The 15,517-nt window shown below is 60.8% G+C and carries 23 protein-coding genes and 1 other RNA gene; 15 read left to right on the top strand and 9 right to left on the bottom strand.

The features are described from left to right. Nucleotides 1-101: 101 nt before the first annotated feature. From LVY65_RS03240 to LVY65_RS03230, 3 genes are all read right to left on the bottom strand, one after another. On the bottom strand, nucleotides 102-743 hold the full coding sequence (locus LVY65_RS03240; protein ID WP_235066570.1) for a hypothetical protein: 642 nt from the start codon (nucleotides 741-743) through the stop codon (nucleotides 102-104). A 109-nt stretch (nucleotides 744-852) separates the two neighbouring features. Beyond that, nucleotides 853-1,404: a DUF924 family protein gene (locus LVY65_RS03235; RefSeq protein ID WP_235066569.1), complete on the bottom strand. Its 552-nt coding sequence runs from the start codon at nucleotides 1,402-1,404 to the stop codon at nucleotides 853-855. Then, on the bottom strand, nucleotides 1,401-1,814 hold the full coding sequence (locus LVY65_RS03230) for a hypothetical protein (protein WP_235066568.1): 414 nt from the start codon (nucleotides 1,812-1,814) through the stop codon (nucleotides 1,401-1,403). The genes LVY65_RS03235 and LVY65_RS03230 overlap by 4 nt, the downstream gene beginning before the upstream one ends. A 66-nt stretch (nucleotides 1,815-1,880) precedes the next feature. On the opposite strand from LVY65_RS03230, the gene dapF reads away from it, so the two are divergent. Genes dapF through LVY65_RS03200 form a run of 6 tightly spaced genes read left to right on the top strand, consistent with a single transcriptional unit; the run spans nucleotide 1,881 to nucleotide 7,098 of the window. Next, nucleotides 1,881-2,681, top strand: coding sequence for a diaminopimelate epimerase (gene dapF / locus LVY65_RS03225; protein WP_235066567.1), 801 nt, complete (start codon nucleotides 1,881-1,883; stop codon nucleotides 2,679-2,681). Continuing rightward, nucleotides 2,678-3,877 (top strand): tRNA (N(6)-L-threonylcarbamoyladenosine(37)-C(2))-methylthiotransferase MtaB, encoded by a 1,200-nt coding sequence (mtaB, locus tag LVY65_RS03220; RefSeq protein WP_408021974.1) that lies wholly within the window; start codon nucleotides 2,678-2,680, stop codon nucleotides 3,875-3,877. The genes dapF and mtaB overlap by 4 nt, the downstream gene beginning before the upstream one ends. After that, nucleotides 3,874-4,788 carry a signal recognition particle-docking protein FtsY gene (ftsY, locus tag LVY65_RS03215; protein ID WP_235066565.1) on the top strand — a complete coding sequence of 305 codons (915 nt, stop codon included), beginning with the start codon at nucleotides 3,874-3,876 and terminating at the stop codon, nucleotides 4,786-4,788. The genes mtaB and ftsY overlap by 4 nt, the downstream gene beginning before the upstream one ends. Then, the gene (locus tag LVY65_RS03210; protein ID WP_268828561.1) at nucleotides 4,785-5,408 is read left to right on the top strand and encodes a septation protein A; all 624 of its coding nucleotides are present in this window, start codon (nucleotides 4,785-4,787) and stop codon (nucleotides 5,406-5,408) included. The genes ftsY and LVY65_RS03210 overlap by 4 nt, the downstream gene beginning before the upstream one ends. After that, nucleotides 5,405-6,340 carry an ABC transporter ATP-binding protein gene (locus LVY65_RS03205; protein WP_235066563.1) on the top strand — a complete coding sequence of 312 codons (936 nt, stop codon included), beginning with the start codon at nucleotides 5,405-5,407 and terminating at the stop codon, nucleotides 6,338-6,340. The genes LVY65_RS03210 and LVY65_RS03205 overlap by 4 nt, the downstream gene beginning before the upstream one ends. Further along, nucleotides 6,337-7,098, top strand: coding sequence for an ABC transporter permease (locus LVY65_RS03200; RefSeq protein ID WP_235066562.1), 762 nt, complete (start codon nucleotides 6,337-6,339; stop codon nucleotides 7,096-7,098). The genes LVY65_RS03205 and LVY65_RS03200 overlap by 4 nt, the downstream gene beginning before the upstream one ends. Here the strand turns inward: LVY65_RS03200 and LVY65_RS03195 are convergent. Continuing rightward, nucleotides 7,070-7,720, bottom strand: coding sequence for a superoxide dismutase (locus LVY65_RS03195; protein WP_235066561.1), 651 nt, complete (start codon nucleotides 7,718-7,720; stop codon nucleotides 7,070-7,072). The two genes, LVY65_RS03200 and LVY65_RS03195, sit on opposite strands and share 29 nt — an antisense overlap. A 159-nt stretch (nucleotides 7,721-7,879) precedes the next feature. Between LVY65_RS03195 and LVY65_RS03190 the strand changes: the two genes are divergently transcribed. After that, nucleotides 7,880-8,440, top strand: coding sequence for a urate hydroxylase PuuD (locus LVY65_RS03190; protein WP_235066560.1), 561 nt, complete (start codon nucleotides 7,880-7,882; stop codon nucleotides 8,438-8,440). Between the two features lie 140 nt (nucleotides 8,441-8,580). On the opposite strand, the gene pspF is transcribed toward LVY65_RS03190, so the two are convergent. Then, complete coding sequence (gene pspF / locus LVY65_RS03185; protein WP_235066559.1) at nucleotides 8,581-9,621, bottom strand: phage shock protein operon transcriptional activator; 1,041 nt, start codon at nucleotides 9,619-9,621, stop codon at nucleotides 8,581-8,583. A gap of 174 nt (nucleotides 9,622-9,795) precedes the next feature. On the opposite strand from pspF, the gene pspA reads away from it, so the two are divergent. From pspA to LVY65_RS03145, 8 genes are all read left to right on the top strand, one after another. After that, nucleotides 9,796-10,464 (top strand): phage shock protein PspA, encoded by a 669-nt coding sequence (gene pspA / locus LVY65_RS03180; protein WP_235066558.1) that lies wholly within the window; start codon nucleotides 9,796-9,798, stop codon nucleotides 10,462-10,464. Between the two features lie 3 nt (nucleotides 10,465-10,467). Then, nucleotides 10,468-10,746: an envelope stress response membrane protein PspB gene (gene pspB / locus LVY65_RS03175; RefSeq protein WP_235066557.1), complete on the top strand. Its 279-nt coding sequence runs from the start codon at nucleotides 10,468-10,470 to the stop codon at nucleotides 10,744-10,746. After that, complete coding sequence (pspC, locus tag LVY65_RS03170) at nucleotides 10,743-11,129, top strand: envelope stress response membrane protein PspC (RefSeq protein WP_235066556.1); 387 nt, start codon at nucleotides 10,743-10,745, stop codon at nucleotides 11,127-11,129. Before pspB ends, pspC begins: the two co-directional genes overlap by 4 nt. A gap of 69 nt (nucleotides 11,130-11,198) precedes the next feature. Further along, nucleotides 11,199-11,501, top strand: coding sequence for a hypothetical protein (locus LVY65_RS03165; protein WP_235066555.1), 303 nt, complete (start codon nucleotides 11,199-11,201; stop codon nucleotides 11,499-11,501). Beyond that, entirely contained in the window at nucleotides 11,498-11,782 is a 285-nt protein-coding gene (locus LVY65_RS03160; RefSeq protein ID WP_235066554.1) for a hypothetical protein, read from the top strand. The genes LVY65_RS03165 and LVY65_RS03160 overlap by 4 nt, the downstream gene beginning before the upstream one ends. Further along, entirely contained in the window at nucleotides 11,779-12,021 is a 243-nt protein-coding gene (locus tag LVY65_RS03155; protein WP_235066553.1) for a DUF2255 family protein, read from the top strand. Before LVY65_RS03160 ends, LVY65_RS03155 begins: the two co-directional genes overlap by 4 nt. Nucleotides 12,022-12,058: 37 nt before the next feature. Then, nucleotides 12,059-12,478, top strand: coding sequence for a SufE family protein (locus tag LVY65_RS03150; protein ID WP_235066552.1), 420 nt, complete (start codon nucleotides 12,059-12,061; stop codon nucleotides 12,476-12,478). Beyond that, nucleotides 12,475-12,930, top strand: a complete 456-nt coding sequence (locus tag LVY65_RS03145; RefSeq protein ID WP_235066551.1) for a PaaI family thioesterase — start codon at nucleotides 12,475-12,477, stop codon at nucleotides 12,928-12,930. Before LVY65_RS03150 ends, LVY65_RS03145 begins: the two co-directional genes overlap by 4 nt. On the opposite strand, the gene LVY65_RS03140 is transcribed toward LVY65_RS03145, so the two are convergent. The 4 genes from LVY65_RS03140 to LVY65_RS03125 all read right to left on the bottom strand — a co-directional run bounded on the left by LVY65_RS03140 (nucleotide 12,927) and on the right by LVY65_RS03125 (nucleotide 15,377). Continuing rightward, nucleotides 12,927-13,466 carry a J domain-containing protein gene (locus LVY65_RS03140; protein WP_235066550.1) on the bottom strand — a complete coding sequence of 180 codons (540 nt, stop codon included), beginning with the start codon at nucleotides 13,464-13,466 and terminating at the stop codon, nucleotides 12,927-12,929. The two genes, LVY65_RS03145 and LVY65_RS03140, sit on opposite strands and share 4 nt — an antisense overlap. A 54-nt stretch (nucleotides 13,467-13,520) precedes the next feature. Beyond that, nucleotides 13,521-13,893, bottom strand: an RNA gene (rnpB, locus tag LVY65_RS03135) — RNase P RNA component class A. 231 nt (nucleotides 13,894-14,124) lie between these two features. After that, entirely contained in the window at nucleotides 14,125-14,355 is a 231-nt protein-coding gene (locus LVY65_RS03130; protein WP_235066549.1) for a hypothetical protein, read from the bottom strand. 77 nt (nucleotides 14,356-14,432) lie between these two features. After that, nucleotides 14,433-15,377 carry an AraC family transcriptional regulator gene (locus LVY65_RS03125; protein ID WP_235066548.1) on the bottom strand — a complete coding sequence of 315 codons (945 nt, stop codon included), beginning with the start codon at nucleotides 15,375-15,377 and terminating at the stop codon, nucleotides 14,433-14,435. Nucleotides 15,378-15,517 lie beyond the last annotated feature (140 nt).

The following is a 15,517-nucleotide window of genomic DNA, read 5'->3' as shown; positions in this document are numbered from 1 at the left end:
ACGCCGGCGGGTGAAACCTCACCGGCCAGCGTGCCCCGAAAGGCGTCAGCGATGTATGTCCGTAAAGACGGGGCGCGCCCTAGCCCAAGCGGTCGAGAAGTTCAACTCCTCGTTGGACCGCCTGCTCCCGACGCGACGAACATCGGGTCGCACGTCTTGACCTCGTTGAGGAACGCGTCGCTGACGTTATCCGGCTTGATCGGCTTGATGCCCAGTTCGTCGGCGATTTTCCTGGCGACCGGCATGTTGGAGTCCCAAGAAGCAGTTTGCCGCATGGCGTCATTCAACGTGCCGATGATCGCGCGCCGGTCGTCGATCGAGATCGGTCCCCTGATCACGTAGCGCTGGAGTTCCGCCCACGCGCGCTCCTCCATCTCCAAGCGGCTCATGTTCCCTGAAAGTTCGTCGTAGAACTCCGCATATTTGCGCCGCGCCTTGAGCGGGACATTGGCGAACACAGTGCCATCGCGCGAGTCCCACGAACTGCGATAACCGGCCATGTACGGCGGGCCGTAAGGCTCGATCTGCGGCAGCGGAGTTCCGTCGCGAGCATCGCGCACCCACGTTGCCAGTTCCCGAATCCGCTTTTCGTTGCAGGCGCTGCCTTGGCTGCGGACATCGTAGACGAACAGGTTCAGCCCGATTTCATGATCGATGGTCTTGCGGAATTCACGCACCTCGGCGCGCATCTGGATGTCCTCGACGAGCTGTTGCGCGCCAAGTGCCAACAGCACGCCGAGCACGATGACTCCGACCTCGCCCGCGAAAACGCGCCAGCCATTGAGTGGTGATGGAATCTTCACGCGTCGCTCCCCCCGGCCAAGGATTGGCAAACGCGGCACGCGGATGCAATCAAAAGGCCGCGCCGGCCTCCAACGCTTCCCGCTCCTCGGGCGTCGAGACACGGCCCAACGCCCGGTTGCGGCCGGGGAAGCGGCCGAAGCGCTTGATCTGGTCGCGGTGGAGGATGGCGAAGCGGTAGTTCTGGGGATCACGCTCGCGGAACTCGGCCACTGACCGCTCTTGATCGGCCAAATTCTCGCTGTGCTGGAGCGGCATCAGCATGAAGCTCGGCAACGGTTTGGGTACCTTGTCGACCCAGCCCTTGGCGAGCGCCTCCTTGCATAGCTCCAGCGCAAGACCATCGGCCTCGAACGCTCTGGCCTTGCCGCGAAACATGTTGCGACTGAACTGGTCGAGCAGGATGATCGCCGCGACCAAAGTTTCCGGCTCGTCGCGCCAGCCCGCGGCCCTGCTCTTCAGCACCTCCTCGCGGATCGTGCCGAACCGCTCGGCGATATGCCGATCGACCGCCGGATCCTTCTTCCAATACTGCTCCGGCGTGAGCTCCTCGCACCAGAATTGAATGACGGCGCGGGCGAAGTCGGCGGGGCCGCCTCTCACTTGGTCGGCTTGCCCCGCGGAGGGCCGCCACGGTGCCCTCCACCCGGGGCGCCACCCGGGCGTTCAGGCCCTCTCCGCCCTGGATTCTGGCGGAAATCGCGGCGATCCTGCGGGCCGCGGCGGTCGCGCTCCGGAACCCGGTCCATTGGCCGCGATTGCTGGACGGCTTGCTTGGGGCCGACCGCATAGCCCTCCTTCAGGAACTGCGTGAAGGCGGCCCGCACGCTCTGCGCAATCGAATCCTGCACCGACTTGGGCAAGTCGGCAAAGGTGGTGTTGCGGTGGACGCTCTGCAGATCGCGCAACATATTGTTGGGCACGCCGCCCGACGCGGCCTTCATTGCCTCCAGCGCGTCGATGACCGCCGAAAGCAGGATCGATTGCATGACTTCGGACGCGGCTCGTTGCACCTTAACTCTCCTGCTTCGTCGAAGCCCCAGTGGACTCGGCGCGACACGCTCCCTAAGTCCCGCCGCGTGACGCGGCAATTCCATAAGATGCATGGGCTTGGAAACGACTTCGTGATCCTCGACGGACGCGAGCAGTCGATTGCCATGACGACGACGCTGGCCAAGACACTTGCCGACCGCCACCTCGGCATTGGCTGCGACCAGCTGATCCTGATCGAGCCGTCAATGATCGCCGACGTGAAAATGCGCATTTGGAACCATGATGGCGGCGAAGTTCAGAGCTGCGGCAATGCCTCGCGCTGCGTCGTTGCGCTGACTGGCGCCAAGACTCTCGAGACCGGCGGCGGCATCGTCGAAGGATCGAGCCAGGGGAGCGAAGTCGAGGTCAGCCTTCCTCCACCGCATTTCGCCTGGGACGAAGTGCCGCTGACCTATCCGATGGATACCGCAAAGCTGCCCCTGGCCTGGGGACCGCTTGAGCATCCGATGGCGCTCAGCGTCGGCAACCCGCACCTGATCTTCTTTGTACCTGACGAGACCAAGATCGACCTGGAGGCACAAGGCCCAAGCATCGAGCATGACCCCGCCTTCCCAGAGCGGATCAACGTCAACGTCGCATCGATCCATGAAGACGGCATCCACCTCCACACCTGGGAGCGCGGGGCGGGACTGACCTTGGCCTGTGGCACCGGAGCTTGCGCAACCGCAGTAGCCGCGATCGTCCAGAAGAAGGCGACGTCCCCGGTCAAGGTCCATATGCGTGGTGGCGCGCTGACGATCAGCTGGGCACAAGGCGAGCCGATCAGGATGCGTGGCGGCGCAACCCTTGTCTTCAAGGGTGAGATCGAGCTGGAGCAGTTCGGCTGATGGCTGCCCAAACGATCACCCTGGGCTGCCGGCTCAACTTCGCTGAAAGCGAAGCGATGCGCTCGCTCGCGGGAGACGATGCGATCATAATCAACAGCTGCGCCGTAACCAACGAGGCGGTGCGCCAGACCCGGCAGGCCATCCGCCGAGCCCATCGCGAAGCGCCGGACAAGCGGATCATCGTCACCGGCTGTGCTGTACAGCTGGACCCAACGGGCTTTGCGGCAATGCCTGAGGTGGCCAAGGTCATTGGCAACGCAGACAAATACAGCGCCGACGCTTTTGCCAATGAAAACAAGGTAGTTGTCAGTGACGTCATGGCGGCACCCGCACCGCCAGTTGCCGCCGGTTTCCTCGCCAGGGTACGCAGTTTCGTGGCCGTCCAGACCGGTTGCGACCATCGTTGTACTTTTTGCTCGATCTGGCGGGCGCGCGGGGCGAGCCGTTCGCTGCCCTACGAAGCTGTGCGAGACGCAGTTGCCAGTGAATTGGACGCAGGCGCTAGGGAGATCGTCCTCACCGGCGTCGACATCACCAGCTACGAAGATGGCCTTGGTCCGCTGTGCCAGCGCCTACTGGCCGACTTGCCGCGATTAAACCGATTACGCCTTTCCTCACTCGATAGCATCGAGATCGACGAAGCTCTGATGGAACTGATCGCTGGCGAGCCTCGCCTCCTGCCCCATTTCCATTTGTCGCTGCAGGCCGGCGACGATCTCGTCCTCAAGCGAATGAAGCGGCGGCACAGCCGCGCCCAGGCAGTGGCGACAGTCGAGCGCCTCAAGGCAGCGCGCAAGGATGTCACGATCGGCGCCGACCTGATCGCCGGCTTCCCCACCGAGAGCGAGGAAGCTGCGCAGAATTCGCTGCGCCTGCTTGAGGATTGCGACATTATTGCCGCGCATATCTTCCCCTTCTCGCCAAGACCGGACACGCCGGCAGCCCGGATGCCCCAGCTGGAACGGGAAATCGTCAAGGCGCGTGCCGCGCGACTCCGTCAAGCTGCTGCACTGCGACGTGCCCAATGGCTGGATAGCCAGATCGGCACTCGCCAGGCGGTGCTGATCGAGAATAGCGAGAAGGGCCACAGCGACGGATTTGCGCCGGTCCATGTCGAGGGATCCAGGCGCGGCGACCTCGGCATCGTCCAAATTGTACGCAAGGACGGCGACACACTTATCGGGATTTTTGAATGAGTTGGCTCGAACGCCTGACAGGCGGTTTCAAGAAAACAGCAGATCGCCTGGGCGAGAATTTGAGTGGGCTCGTAAAGGAGCAGGCGCTCGATACGTCGACCCTCGACGACATTGAGGAGGCGCTGATTGCATCCGACCTCGGCCCCGAGGCGTCGAAGCGGATCCGCGAAAGCATTGCCGCCAGACGCTTCGAACAATTGGACGAGCGCGGGCTGCGAACCATCCTGGCCGAAGAAATCGAGAAGATCCTTGCGCCCGTGGCCAAGCCTCTCGACGTCTGGGGCTTCCCCCGCCCGCACGTCATTTTGGTTATCGGGGTCAACGGGTCGGGCAAGACCACTACCATCGGCAAGCTTGGCCACCTGCTACAGGAGCAGGACTATGGGGTGATGCTGGCTGCCGGCGACACTTTCCGTGCCGCGGCGATCGAGCAACTGAAGATCTGGGGTAACCGGATCCATGCGCCGGTAATTGCCGGCAAGGAAGGCGGAGACGCGGCAGGGATCGTTTATGACGGCGTGAAGCAGGCAACCGCGACCGGTATCGACGCGCTGATCGTCGATACGGCTGGCCGGCTGCAGAACAAGGCGCATTTGATGGACGAGCTCGCCAAAATTAGGCGAGTGCTGGGACGATTGAACCCCGAAGCCCCACATGACGTTATTCTCGTCCTCGACGCGACTACCGGGCAAAATGCGCTCAACCAGATCGAGGTTTTCCGCGACATGGCTGGAGTAACGGGGCTGATCATGACCAAGCTGGACGGCACGGCGCGCGGCGGCGTGCTGGTCGCGGCGGCGGAGAAGTTCGGCTTGCCGATCCACGCGATCGGCGTTGGCGAAGGCGTTGATGATCTTCGACCGTTCGAGCCCAGGGCGGTTGCCCGGGCCATTGCGGGGTTGCCGCTATGAATCTTGAAAACAAGCAGGAGCCAGCGGGCGCTGCACGCCTGATGATTGATATTGGCCCACTGCTGGTCTTCTTCCTGGTTAATTTCCTGGCGCCGGTGCCTGGCCCGCTGAAGATCTTCGTCGCAACCGGCGCGTTCATGGCGGCGATGGTGACCGCACTGGTCTTTTCAGCCGTCCGCTACAGATATGTTTCGCCATTGTTGCTGTTTTCGGCGGTGATGGTGGTTGTACTTGGTGGGCTAACCATTTGGTTGCACAATGAAAATTTCATCAAGATCAAGCCGACCGTCTATTACGCACTCGTCGCCGGCTTGCTAGCCTTTGGCTTGGCGACCGGACGCCCGTTACTGAAAGCAGTGCTGGGCAGCACCTATCCCGGCCTAGACGAGGAAGGTTGGCGCAAATTGACCCGGAACTGGGCGATCTTCTTCGCGGTCATGGCGGCGATCAATGAGTTGGTCTGGCGCAATACGTCGACTGATTTCTGGATTGGCTTCAAGCTTTGGGGAGCAATTCCTGCGACCCTGCTGTTTGCCCTCGCCAATGTACCCATGCTGGTACGTCACGGACTTGCAACCGAAGACGCCGCCAAGCCTGTAGAACCGGGACCGATCGAATGAGTGATCCGATTATCCGCATTGAGGGTCTCAAGAAATCCTACGCCGGCGGCGTCGAGGCGTTGAAGGGCGTCGATCTCGACATCGAGAAAGGCGAAATCCTCGCCCTGCTTGGACCGAACGGGGCGGGGAAGACCACGCTAATTTCCATCGTCTGCGGAATTGTCACGCCGACCAGCGGCAAGATCCTTGTCGATGGGCATGACAATCAAGGTGATTTTCGCGCAGCCCGGTCGATGATTGGGCTGGTGCCCCAGGAACTAACCACCGACGCATTCGAAAGCGTTTGGGCCACGGTGAGCTTTTCTCGCGGCCTGTTCGGCAAGCCGCGCGATGACCGGAAGATCGAGGACATCCTCCGCCGCCTGACGCTCTGGGACAAGCGCAAGGCCAAGATGATGGAGCTGTCAGGCGGGATGAAGCGGCGCGTCATGATCGCCAAGGCGCTTAGCCACGAGCCCGAAATCCTGTTTCTCGATGAGCCGACCGCGGGCGTCGATGTCGAGCTCCGCCGCGACATGTGGGAGCTTGTGAGAAAGCTCCGCGCCGACGGCACGACGATTATCCTCACCACCCATTATATTGAAGAAGCCGAAGAGATGGCGGACCGGGTCGGCGTGATCCGCAAGGGTGAGCTTGTAGCGCTAGGCGAGAAGAAAGCATTGATGGCGCAGATGGGCCAACGAACGCTCAAGATCACGCTCGACGATGCCATTGCTGAAATTCCCGCCGGCCTGGCTGAATGGGGCCTGGCGCTTGAGGATGATGGCCACGCACTCTGCTACCGGTTCGATACTCATGCCGAGCATACCGGTATTCCCGGGCTGATGCGTAGGCTCGACGAACTGCACATCTGTTACAAGGATCTCGCTACCCACCAATCGAGCCTCGAGGACATATTCGTCAGCCTGGTCCATGAGGAGCGCGCAGCATGAACCCCTATGGCATCAAGGCGATCTACCGCTTTGAAATGGCGCGGTGGGGCCGAACCCTTTGGCAGAGCCTGGTCGCGCCGGTCATCACCACCTCACTCTATTTCCTAGTTTTCGGGTCGGCCATCGGTAGCCGGATGAGCGACATGGCGGGGGTCAATTACGGCAGCTTCATCGTGCCCGGGCTGATCATGCTGTCAGTACTCACACAGGCGATCATGAATGCCAGTTTTGGCATTTATTTTCCGAAGTTTACAGGCACAATATACGAACTTCTCTCAGCTCCTATCTCTCCGCTGGAGACCGTCATTGCCTATGTCGGCGCAGCGGCGACCAAGGCGGTGATCCTGGCGCTGGTGACTCTCGCAACCGCCACTTTATTCGTTGAGGTCAGTATCGACCATCCGCTGTGGATGCTGGCGTTTCTCGCAACCATTTCGGTCGGATTCTGCCTGCTCGGTTTCGCGATCGGTATCTGGGCCCAGAATTTCGAGCAGCTGCAGGTCGTGCCGATGCTCGTCGTCACTCCCCTCACCTTCCTTGGCGGCGTATTTTATTCGGTCGCCGCCATTGCGGAGCCATGGCGGACGGTTACGCATCTCAACCCGATCCTCTATCTCGTGTCGGGCTATCGCTGGACATTCTTCAACGTCATCGACGTGCCCCTATGGACAAGCGTCGCGGTTATGGCCGGTTCCATCATACTTCCGCTGACGATGATCGTGTGGATGTTCAGGTCAGGCTATCGGCTGAAGTCCTAGCCCCTTCCTGGTCTGCGCTGGCAATGCCGCTGCCCTCCAGGTTGCGAGATACGAAGTCCCAGTTGACGATATTTTCGATCACGCTCTCGACAAACCTGGGCCGCTCGTTGCGATAGTCGATGTAATAGGCATGTTCCCACACATCGATCGTCAATAGCGGCGTCATGCCGTGGGCAACCGGCGTATCGGCGTCGTGGAGCGACGTGACTTCCAGCGCACCGTTGTTGAGCAGCAACCAGCCCCAGCCGCTGCCAAAATGATTGATGCTCTCCTGGGCAAGCTTGTCGAGCAGTGCCTGCTCGCCGCCGAAGTCCTCGTTGATCATCTCACGAAGCTTACCCGATGGCCGCGTGGAGCCCTCGGGAGCCAGGCATTGCCAGAAGAAGCTGTGGTTCCAGATTTGTGCTGCGTTGTTGAACAGCGGCTTGTCATGATGGCCATGAGCGGCACAAATCACCTCGACCAGCGAAGCATCCTGGAGATCAGTTCCGCCAATCAGCTTGTTGACCTTGTCGACATAGGCCTTGTGATGCTTGCCATGGTGAAAATCGAGCGTTTCCGCAGACATATGCGGGGCTAGAGAATCCTTGGCGAAGGGTAGGTCGGGAAGCGTGAAGGCCATGTTCCACTCCGATAGTTTGGGCTGAGAGTCTGCAGTTTAACGAACCGGCCGCGTTGCGGCTCCATACCCGGCCGTCAATCTCTTGCCCCCCGCCCCTTACCGGTCCTAAACCCGCAACCAGGAGGGGGCGGAAGCGACCGTCCTCCGAAGGGGGAAGTGATGGGAAAGATACTCGAAAACCTGAATCTGGTCTTGCTGATCGGGATTGTCGCCGCGATCGCCTTGATCATGGCGCCATATTATTCGCCGGCTACCCTGGCGATCGGCGTGTTCCAGTGGCTGCACGTTTTCTTCGGCGTGATGTGGATCGGTCTGCTCTATTATTTCAACTTCGTGCAGATCCCTACCATGCCGGAAATTCCGGCCGAACTTAAGCCCGGCGTGTCCAAGCACATCGCACCGAAGGCATTATTCTATTTTCGCTGGGGCGCGGCCTTTACGGTGCTTACCGGCCTGATCCTTGCCTATCTGTACGGTGAGGAGAAATCGCTGCTGCTCAACGATCCGTCGAACCGCCTAATTGGAATTGGCATGTGGTTGGCGCTGATCATGGCGTTCAACGTCTGGTTCATCATCTGGCCGAACCAGAAGAAGGCTCTAGGCCTGGTCGAGGCCGATGATGCTGCAAAGGCCAAGGCGGCCCGGGCGGCAATGCTGACCTCGCGGATCAACACCCTGCTTTCGATCCCGATGTTGCTGGCAATGACCAATTTCCGTTGAGTTATGACAAGGCCGCGCCCGCCGGGGCGCGGCCTACTGCCCATGGAATTACCGCTAAAGCTGGCGGATCTTGAACCGCCTAAGCTCAATCGATGGCTTGGCTCGCCTGGGACCCAACGCACTAGTTGAAATGAAACTTTTCAGCCGCTGATTGCCAACTGATGCCGCTTCATCGCGTGGCGAAGCTGGTCGTAGCTCAATCCCAGCGCCGCCGCGGTGGAACGTTGGTTGTAACGGTGGCGCGCCAGCGCGTCCTCAAGTAGCGCCTTTTCATAGGCGTTGACCGCGCCGCGCAAATCCGAAGTGGTGGCGGGTGGCGCGGGAGCGGCCGCCTCGCTTGCAGCCGTCGTCGGCTGGGACGCATGAGCCGCAACCTCGACCGCACCGGCCGGATCATGGCTCAGCACCCAAGGAGATGCGAACGGGTCGAACTGGATCGCATCTATTTCGCGCTCCGGATCATCGGCGCGATAGACCGCGCGTTCAACGACATTGCGCAGTTCACGGACATTGCCCGGCCATTGATATGCCTCAAGCTCCGCCAGTGCGCTGGCGGAAAAGCCCGGCCAGTTGGGCCAATCGAGCTCAACAGCCATTCGACGGCCGAAATGCTCTGCGAGCAGCGGAATATCGCCTTTGCGCGCGCGAAGCGGCGGAAGGGTTACAACCTCGAACGACAAGCGATCCAGCAAGTCGGCTCGGAACCGCCCCTCTTCCACCAAGCGTGGAAGATGCTCGTTGGTCGCCGCGACAATTCGCACATCGACAGAGATTGGCTTGGAGGCGCCGATGCGGGTGATCTCGCCATATTCCACAGCGCGAAGAAGCCGATCCTGCGCCGGCGACGACAGAGTCGCAAGCTCATCCAGGAACAGGGTGCCGCCGTCAGACTCTTCGAACCGCCCGTGACGAGTCTTCGCGGCGCCAGTGAAGCTGCCAGCCTCATGCCCGAACAGTTCGGCCTCAATCAGATTTTCAGGCATGGCGGCGCAATTCATCGCCACGAGCGGCCCGGCCCAGCGCGACGAAAGGTGATGGAGGCGCTCGGCAATCAGCTCCTTGCCGGTGCCACGCTCGCCGATTACCAGCACCGGGCGATTGAGCGGTGCGGCACGGCTCGCCCGCTCGACAGCGTCGAGAAAGGCCAGGCTTTGACCGACAAATTGATTGGCCCGCTCCAAATTTCACTCCAAAAATGCCGCCAACATGTGGTGGCAAATCCCACCATGTGGCAAGATATTTCGCTCCGCCGTTGGTCGAATTTTGGCGGTTTTACTGGAATTCATGACTTATTTGGATTTTGGCATAAAGCCTGCATATGAATTGGCAACAGGACTATCTAGCTGGAGTGCTCGATGGGTATTTTTTCCCGAACTCGGGATATTTTCGCAGCCAATTTCACTGAGCTGCTGGACCGTGCCGAAGATCCGGCGCGGATGATCCGCATGATCATTCTAGAAATGGAAGAAACGTTGGTCGAGGTTCGTGCCTCGGCCGCGCGTTCGATTGCTGACAGCAAGGAAATGAAGCGGGCGCTTGTCCGTCTCAACGAATTGCAGTCGAGCTGGACCGAAAAGGCCGAACTGGCGCTGAGCAAGGACCGCGAGGACCTGGCCAAGGCGGCGCTGATCGAACGGCAAAAGGCGGCCGACATGGCCGAAGGCCTTCAGGCCGAGCTGACGTCAATCGAGGATACGCTGAAGGGCTATGAAGCTGACATCGCCAAATTGCAGGGCAAGCTGCGCGAAGCTCGGGCTCGCCAGAATGCGATTGCGACGCGGATCGAAAGCGCGGTGACCCGGGCCAAGGCACGGGAACTGCTCAACGGCAGCCGCACCGAAGATGCGTTTTCGAGATTCGACCAGTTGGAGCGGCGCGCCGACTTTGCAGAGGGCCGCGCCGATGCGCTGGGCATGACCGGGCCGAAAAGCCTGGAGGAAGAAATCGCCGAACTGCGTTCGACCGACAAGGTCGATGCGGAGCTGGAGGCAATGAAGGCCGCACTCAAGGCCAAGGGGGCTTAGTAAATGGAAGACGTCCTGGTTCCGCTGATCGTCGTCCCGGTCCTGTTCATCGGGCTGCCGTGGCTGATTTTCCACTACATCACCAAATGGAAGACGTCGGCTCGGCTCACTGGATCCGATGAGAAACTGCTCGACGAATTGCATGATGCCGCCCGCCGCCTGGACGATCGGCTGAACACGATCGAACGGATCATGACCGCAGAAAACCCCAACTGGCGCCAGCACGCATTGCCGGAAAGCAATCGCCAGCGCCTCCTGACCGACGACGAGTATGCCAAATGACCCAGCCTCCAAGCCGAACGAAATTCTATCTCGACAAGCGCCATGGCAAATTGATGGGCGTGTGCTCGGGCATTGCCGACTACACCGGACTGGACGTGACGCTTGTCCGCATCATGTTCGTCAGCGCCGTTCTCATGAGCGGCGGAAGCGTCCTTCCTCTCTATTTCATCGCCGGCTTCATCGCCGACGACAAACCGCGTGAATTGGCGCTGGACGACCGCGAGGAGCAGCGCTTCTGGCAGGGCGTACGGCAGTCGCCGGCCCGCTCGGCCCGCGATATTCGCAGTCGGATGCGCGACATCGACCGGCGCATTGCCGACATCGAAAGCTATGTCACAACCGAGAACCGCAGCCTTGCCCGCGAAATCGAGCAGCTGCGATAGTTTAAAGCCCATATTCCGGGGGAATGCATGAATCCTGAGAACGCAATTTGGCTGGAAAAAGTCTCCGAGATGTTCCCATTCATCATCACCATTGTCGCGATAGGGGTCGGCGGCTGGGTTTTGACGACCTGGCTCAGGATCAAGAACGGTTATCCGCTGGATGGTGCATGGGGCCAGGCGCTTCATCCCCGCACCGACAAGGAAGCGATGGAGCGGATCAAGCTGCTTACTGGCGAGAATGCGCAGCTCCGCGCCGAACTTGGCTCGGTCAAGGACAGGCTTGAAACGATTGAGCGGATTGTCACCGACCAGCCTCTGCGACTGGCCAAGGAAATCGATCAGCTGGCGATCGACAATGGTGGACATGCATGATCGGCCCTGGGGAAGTCTTTGTTGCCCTGTTCGTGGTTGGAATTCCCGTAATCGGGCTGACCCTGATCCTGCACCGATGGTTCACCCTCAAAGAAAAGCGGATGGAGATTGAGGCGAACCGGGCTGCGGAAAAGGCCGCGCAATATGCCGCATCGAACGCGGAGCTTGAAGCGCGCGTCAGGGTGTTGGAAAAGATCGTCACGGACGGCGGAATCGAAACCGCCGCTCAGATCGAGGCGCTGCGCTCACCGCGCCTGACCAAGGGAGACAAGGTCCAGTGAACCCCTTTGAAATGGTAGCGGTTATCGTGGTGGCCGTGATGGTCGCGTCGGTCCTCCGTGCGAAATATGGCCATAGTCGACATCGCGGGCCTGAAGTTTCGGCCGAAGAGCGCGCGGAAACGCTTCGGCTGCGCGATGAGGTCAAGCAGCTCAAGGATCGCATCCATGTTCTGGAGCGGATCGCGGTCGAGAAAGAGGATACGCTGTCCCGCCAAATAGAGGAATTGCGCGACCGCTAGATGACTTGAGGTGCGGTCCGCGCTAGGCGCTCGGGCAATGACCGCCCTCCCCGCCCTTGCCGATATTGCCGAAGAATATGAGTTCCTCGACAGCGAGGACCGCTACCGGTTGCTGATCGAGCTGGGCCGAAAGCTTGAGCCGATGCCCGAGGCGCTTAAGACTGACGCTACCAAGGTCCGTGGCTGCTCGTCCTCGACCTGGGTCTACCCGACACGCCTGCCCGATGGCCGACTCCATTTCCTTGCCGACAGCAATGCCGCGATCACCAAGGGCGTCGTGGCGCTGATCCTGTCGGCAGTCCAGGATCGCCCGCCAGCCGAGGTCGCGGCGATGGACATTCGACAGCTGCTCGAGCCGTTCAACCTGACCCGCGAATTGTCGTCGAACCGCACGCAGGGGGTGCCGAACATGATCGCCCTGGTTCGCGAGACCGCCGCGCGGCTAGCCGCAGCATGAGCGAAGACCCTGAAATCGCCGCGATGCGTAAGAGCGGCAGCTTCGATCCCCAGCAATTTTTCAAGCTTGCACGAAGCGTCGGGCATGGCCGCGCGCTGGGCCTCGAGTATCGCCAGTCCGCCGACAATTGGATCGAACTGGCCCTCCCCTGGCGCGAAGAGCTGGTCGGCATCCCCGAGGAAGGCATCCTGGCATCGGGGGCAATCGTCAGCTTGCTGGATACATGCGGCGGATCGTCAGTATGGATGGCACTCGGCCATTTCCAGCCGCTCGTCACCATCGACTTGCGGCTCGACTATCTCCGGCCCGCTGTGAAGGGCGAGACGGTCATTGCTCGCTGCGAATGCTATAAGCTGACCCGGCAGGTGGCATTCATTCGCGGCGCTGCGCATGGCGGCGATGCTAACCGCCCGATTGCCTATGCAACCGGCACCTTCATGCTCAATCCCTAGAGCTTCGTCCCGGTCTTCCGTTCCTCGGACCGGCGCAGCACATCGTAGGCGGCCTGAACCGCCTGGAACTGCTTGGCCGCTTCCCGGTCCCCTGGCTTGCGGTCGGGATGTACTTCCTTGGCAAGGCGACGGTAGGCGGCCTTTACGGCGGTGAAGTCGGCGTCCGCGTCGAGCTCGAGCACATCAAGCGCGCGCATTTCGTCGCGGCTGCGGCTTCCGTCGCCCGGACCCGCCCACTCATAGTGCGCGCTCTGGCGAAAGGCCGAAGCGCCGCTCTGTTCCTCCGCCTCACGCTTGGCCGCTTCCTCGGCGGTGAGGCCGGCGAAGTAGTTCCAGTTCTTGTTATATTCGGCGGCGTGCGATTCACAGAACATCCAGCGCTCGCGGCTGTGCGGGGCCTTGGGCGCCGGGCGATCTCCGGGCTGGCTGCAACCCTCGCGGTCGCACAGCCGCACGCGCGTCGCCGCGCGGCTCTTGGCGCCATAGGGTCGCCAGCGGGGAAAGCCCCAGTCATCGGATCGGGTCGGCTTGGCCATCACTCTCGTTATTAAAGGGCGGCGCGGCGGTTCGCCAGCGCTGCAGGAAAACAAATTGCCAGGGGACCTGTAAGCCGGGTTCTGTCCAGCGCCTTGCGGCACCTGGGCGACCATTCCTCTAGGACGAAGGTTGCCCTTCGCCTCCAGCGACCAACCCGGGCGACGAGCCGGAACAGGCCCATATGCCGCCCCTATTCGGTCTTGCACCCGGTGGGGTTTACCGTGCCGCGTCCGTTGCCGGCCGCGCGGTGCGCTCTTGCCGCACCCTTTCGACCTTACCCGTCCGAAGCCGGGCGGTATGCTTTCTGTGGCACTTTCCCTGAAGCGGCCGAAGCCGCCCCGCCGGGAGTTACCCGGCACCGTTATTCCGTGGAGCCCGGACTTTCCTCGCCTCACCGAAGTGAGCCGCGGCCGCCCGGTCCCCTGGCAGAGGCCATATAGGAGGAACCGCAAGCTTTTTCGAGTCGGCCGCTAACTTCACTAATTTCATGGGGACAGGCGCCATTTTTGTGAATTTAACAGTTTGGGAGGGCGCGACGATTCTTGCCTGGTTGACGATGCGAAGGAGCGAGCCTTCCTCATCTCACGTCAGACTAGCTGTAGGACAGCAAATTCGAACGGCGACTAATGACCGCAATGGGTGGAAAGCGGCCATTACCTAGTCGGGCCGCTCCTCAAACTTCCAGAACACAAGCCAGAAGAACGCGAGCGCGCTCGCGACGAAGGCGACGGAGCAAATCGCCCGGAGGATTGGGTGCTCCCCAAAGCCCCCGAGGGCGCCCAAGCCCAGTGGAATGGTGACCAGAAACCACACGCCCAGCGCAGCCCAGCCGTTAGGGTGAACTGGCTTGATGCCAAGCAAATATGACCATCCGAACCAAGGCTCCATGCAGAAGCAATAACGGTTCGGAGCCAATGGCCGCAATGGGTCGAAAGCGGTCATTCGCTCCCGGCGCTTAGCCTCCCCTAATCTGCCAGTTCGAACTTGCGTCGCCATGTAGCGGGCGGCTCGCCAAATTCGCGCTTGAAGGCTCGGTTGAAAGCGGCCTCACTATTGAAGCCGACTGCATAAGCAATGCTGGCGGCATTATCCTTTCCGTCTCTCAATTTATTGGCCGCCACTCTCATCCGCCACTTGGCGCAATAGCGCATGGGTGGCTCTCCAATCAGCTCGGCGAACCGATCTCCCAGTACCGACCGAGACACACCAACCTCGCGCGCAATGCCTTCGACATCCAGATCCTCTGCGTAGCGACTATGAATGATCGACAATGCCTTGGAGACAGCAGGATCGACCAGTCCTCGCAGCCAGCCCTGCGCTTCAGCCGGCATCTGCTCCACATATTCGCGGATCGCCTGCGACAATAGCAACTCGGCGAGGCGTGCAACGGTCTCGGACGGCGGATTCTGTTCGGCGACGAACCGCATGGAGCTGTCGAGCCACTGTGCCTGGCCCTGCGTCACGTTGAGTGTCAGCAGCGCCGGCAGCGCATCGAGCAGCGGATGCTCGCTTGACTTGGCTGTACCGAGAAAGCCGCACCACACATCCGCCCGCCGGCCGTTCGTTCCCGCCGACACGTGATGCACCCCTTCGTCGGTGATCCAGCCGATTTCGTCCACCTCCGCCGCAGGCAGGCCGCAACGACTGGCGAGAATATGCGGGTCGTTGCGTGGCAGGATGGCGATGCTTCCTGCCTCCAGGGTGACCGCCGGCTGATCATCGATCTGAATAATAAGCCTTCCCGATCGAACGTAATGATAGCTGATGAGCGTATCCGGCAAAGGGAAGAAGGGGGCGCAATGTTGCGGCGTGAATTCGGCGTGTACGCAAAACTCTCCGGAAAATCCGCCGTCGATAACGACCCCACCGGTCAGCCTCAGCGATGCGAGAATATCGTCGAGAACGTCCATGCCGGCTCCCAGTTCGGCGTTTCAGTCAATTTATCCGGTAACCCAATCATTTTGGCAAACCGGTATCTGATTTAAACAACAATCATCAAACACGGCGAATGATCCCGCAATTGGAATGGCATTGCCCTGCCAAGCAGAAG

The sequence above is a fragment of the Sphingomonas cremea genome, assembly GCF_021502585.1.
GTDB lineage: Bacteria > Pseudomonadota > Alphaproteobacteria > Sphingomonadales > Sphingomonadaceae > Sphingomicrobium > Sphingomicrobium cremea.
This window is presented reverse-complemented; position numbering and strand designations above follow the sequence as displayed.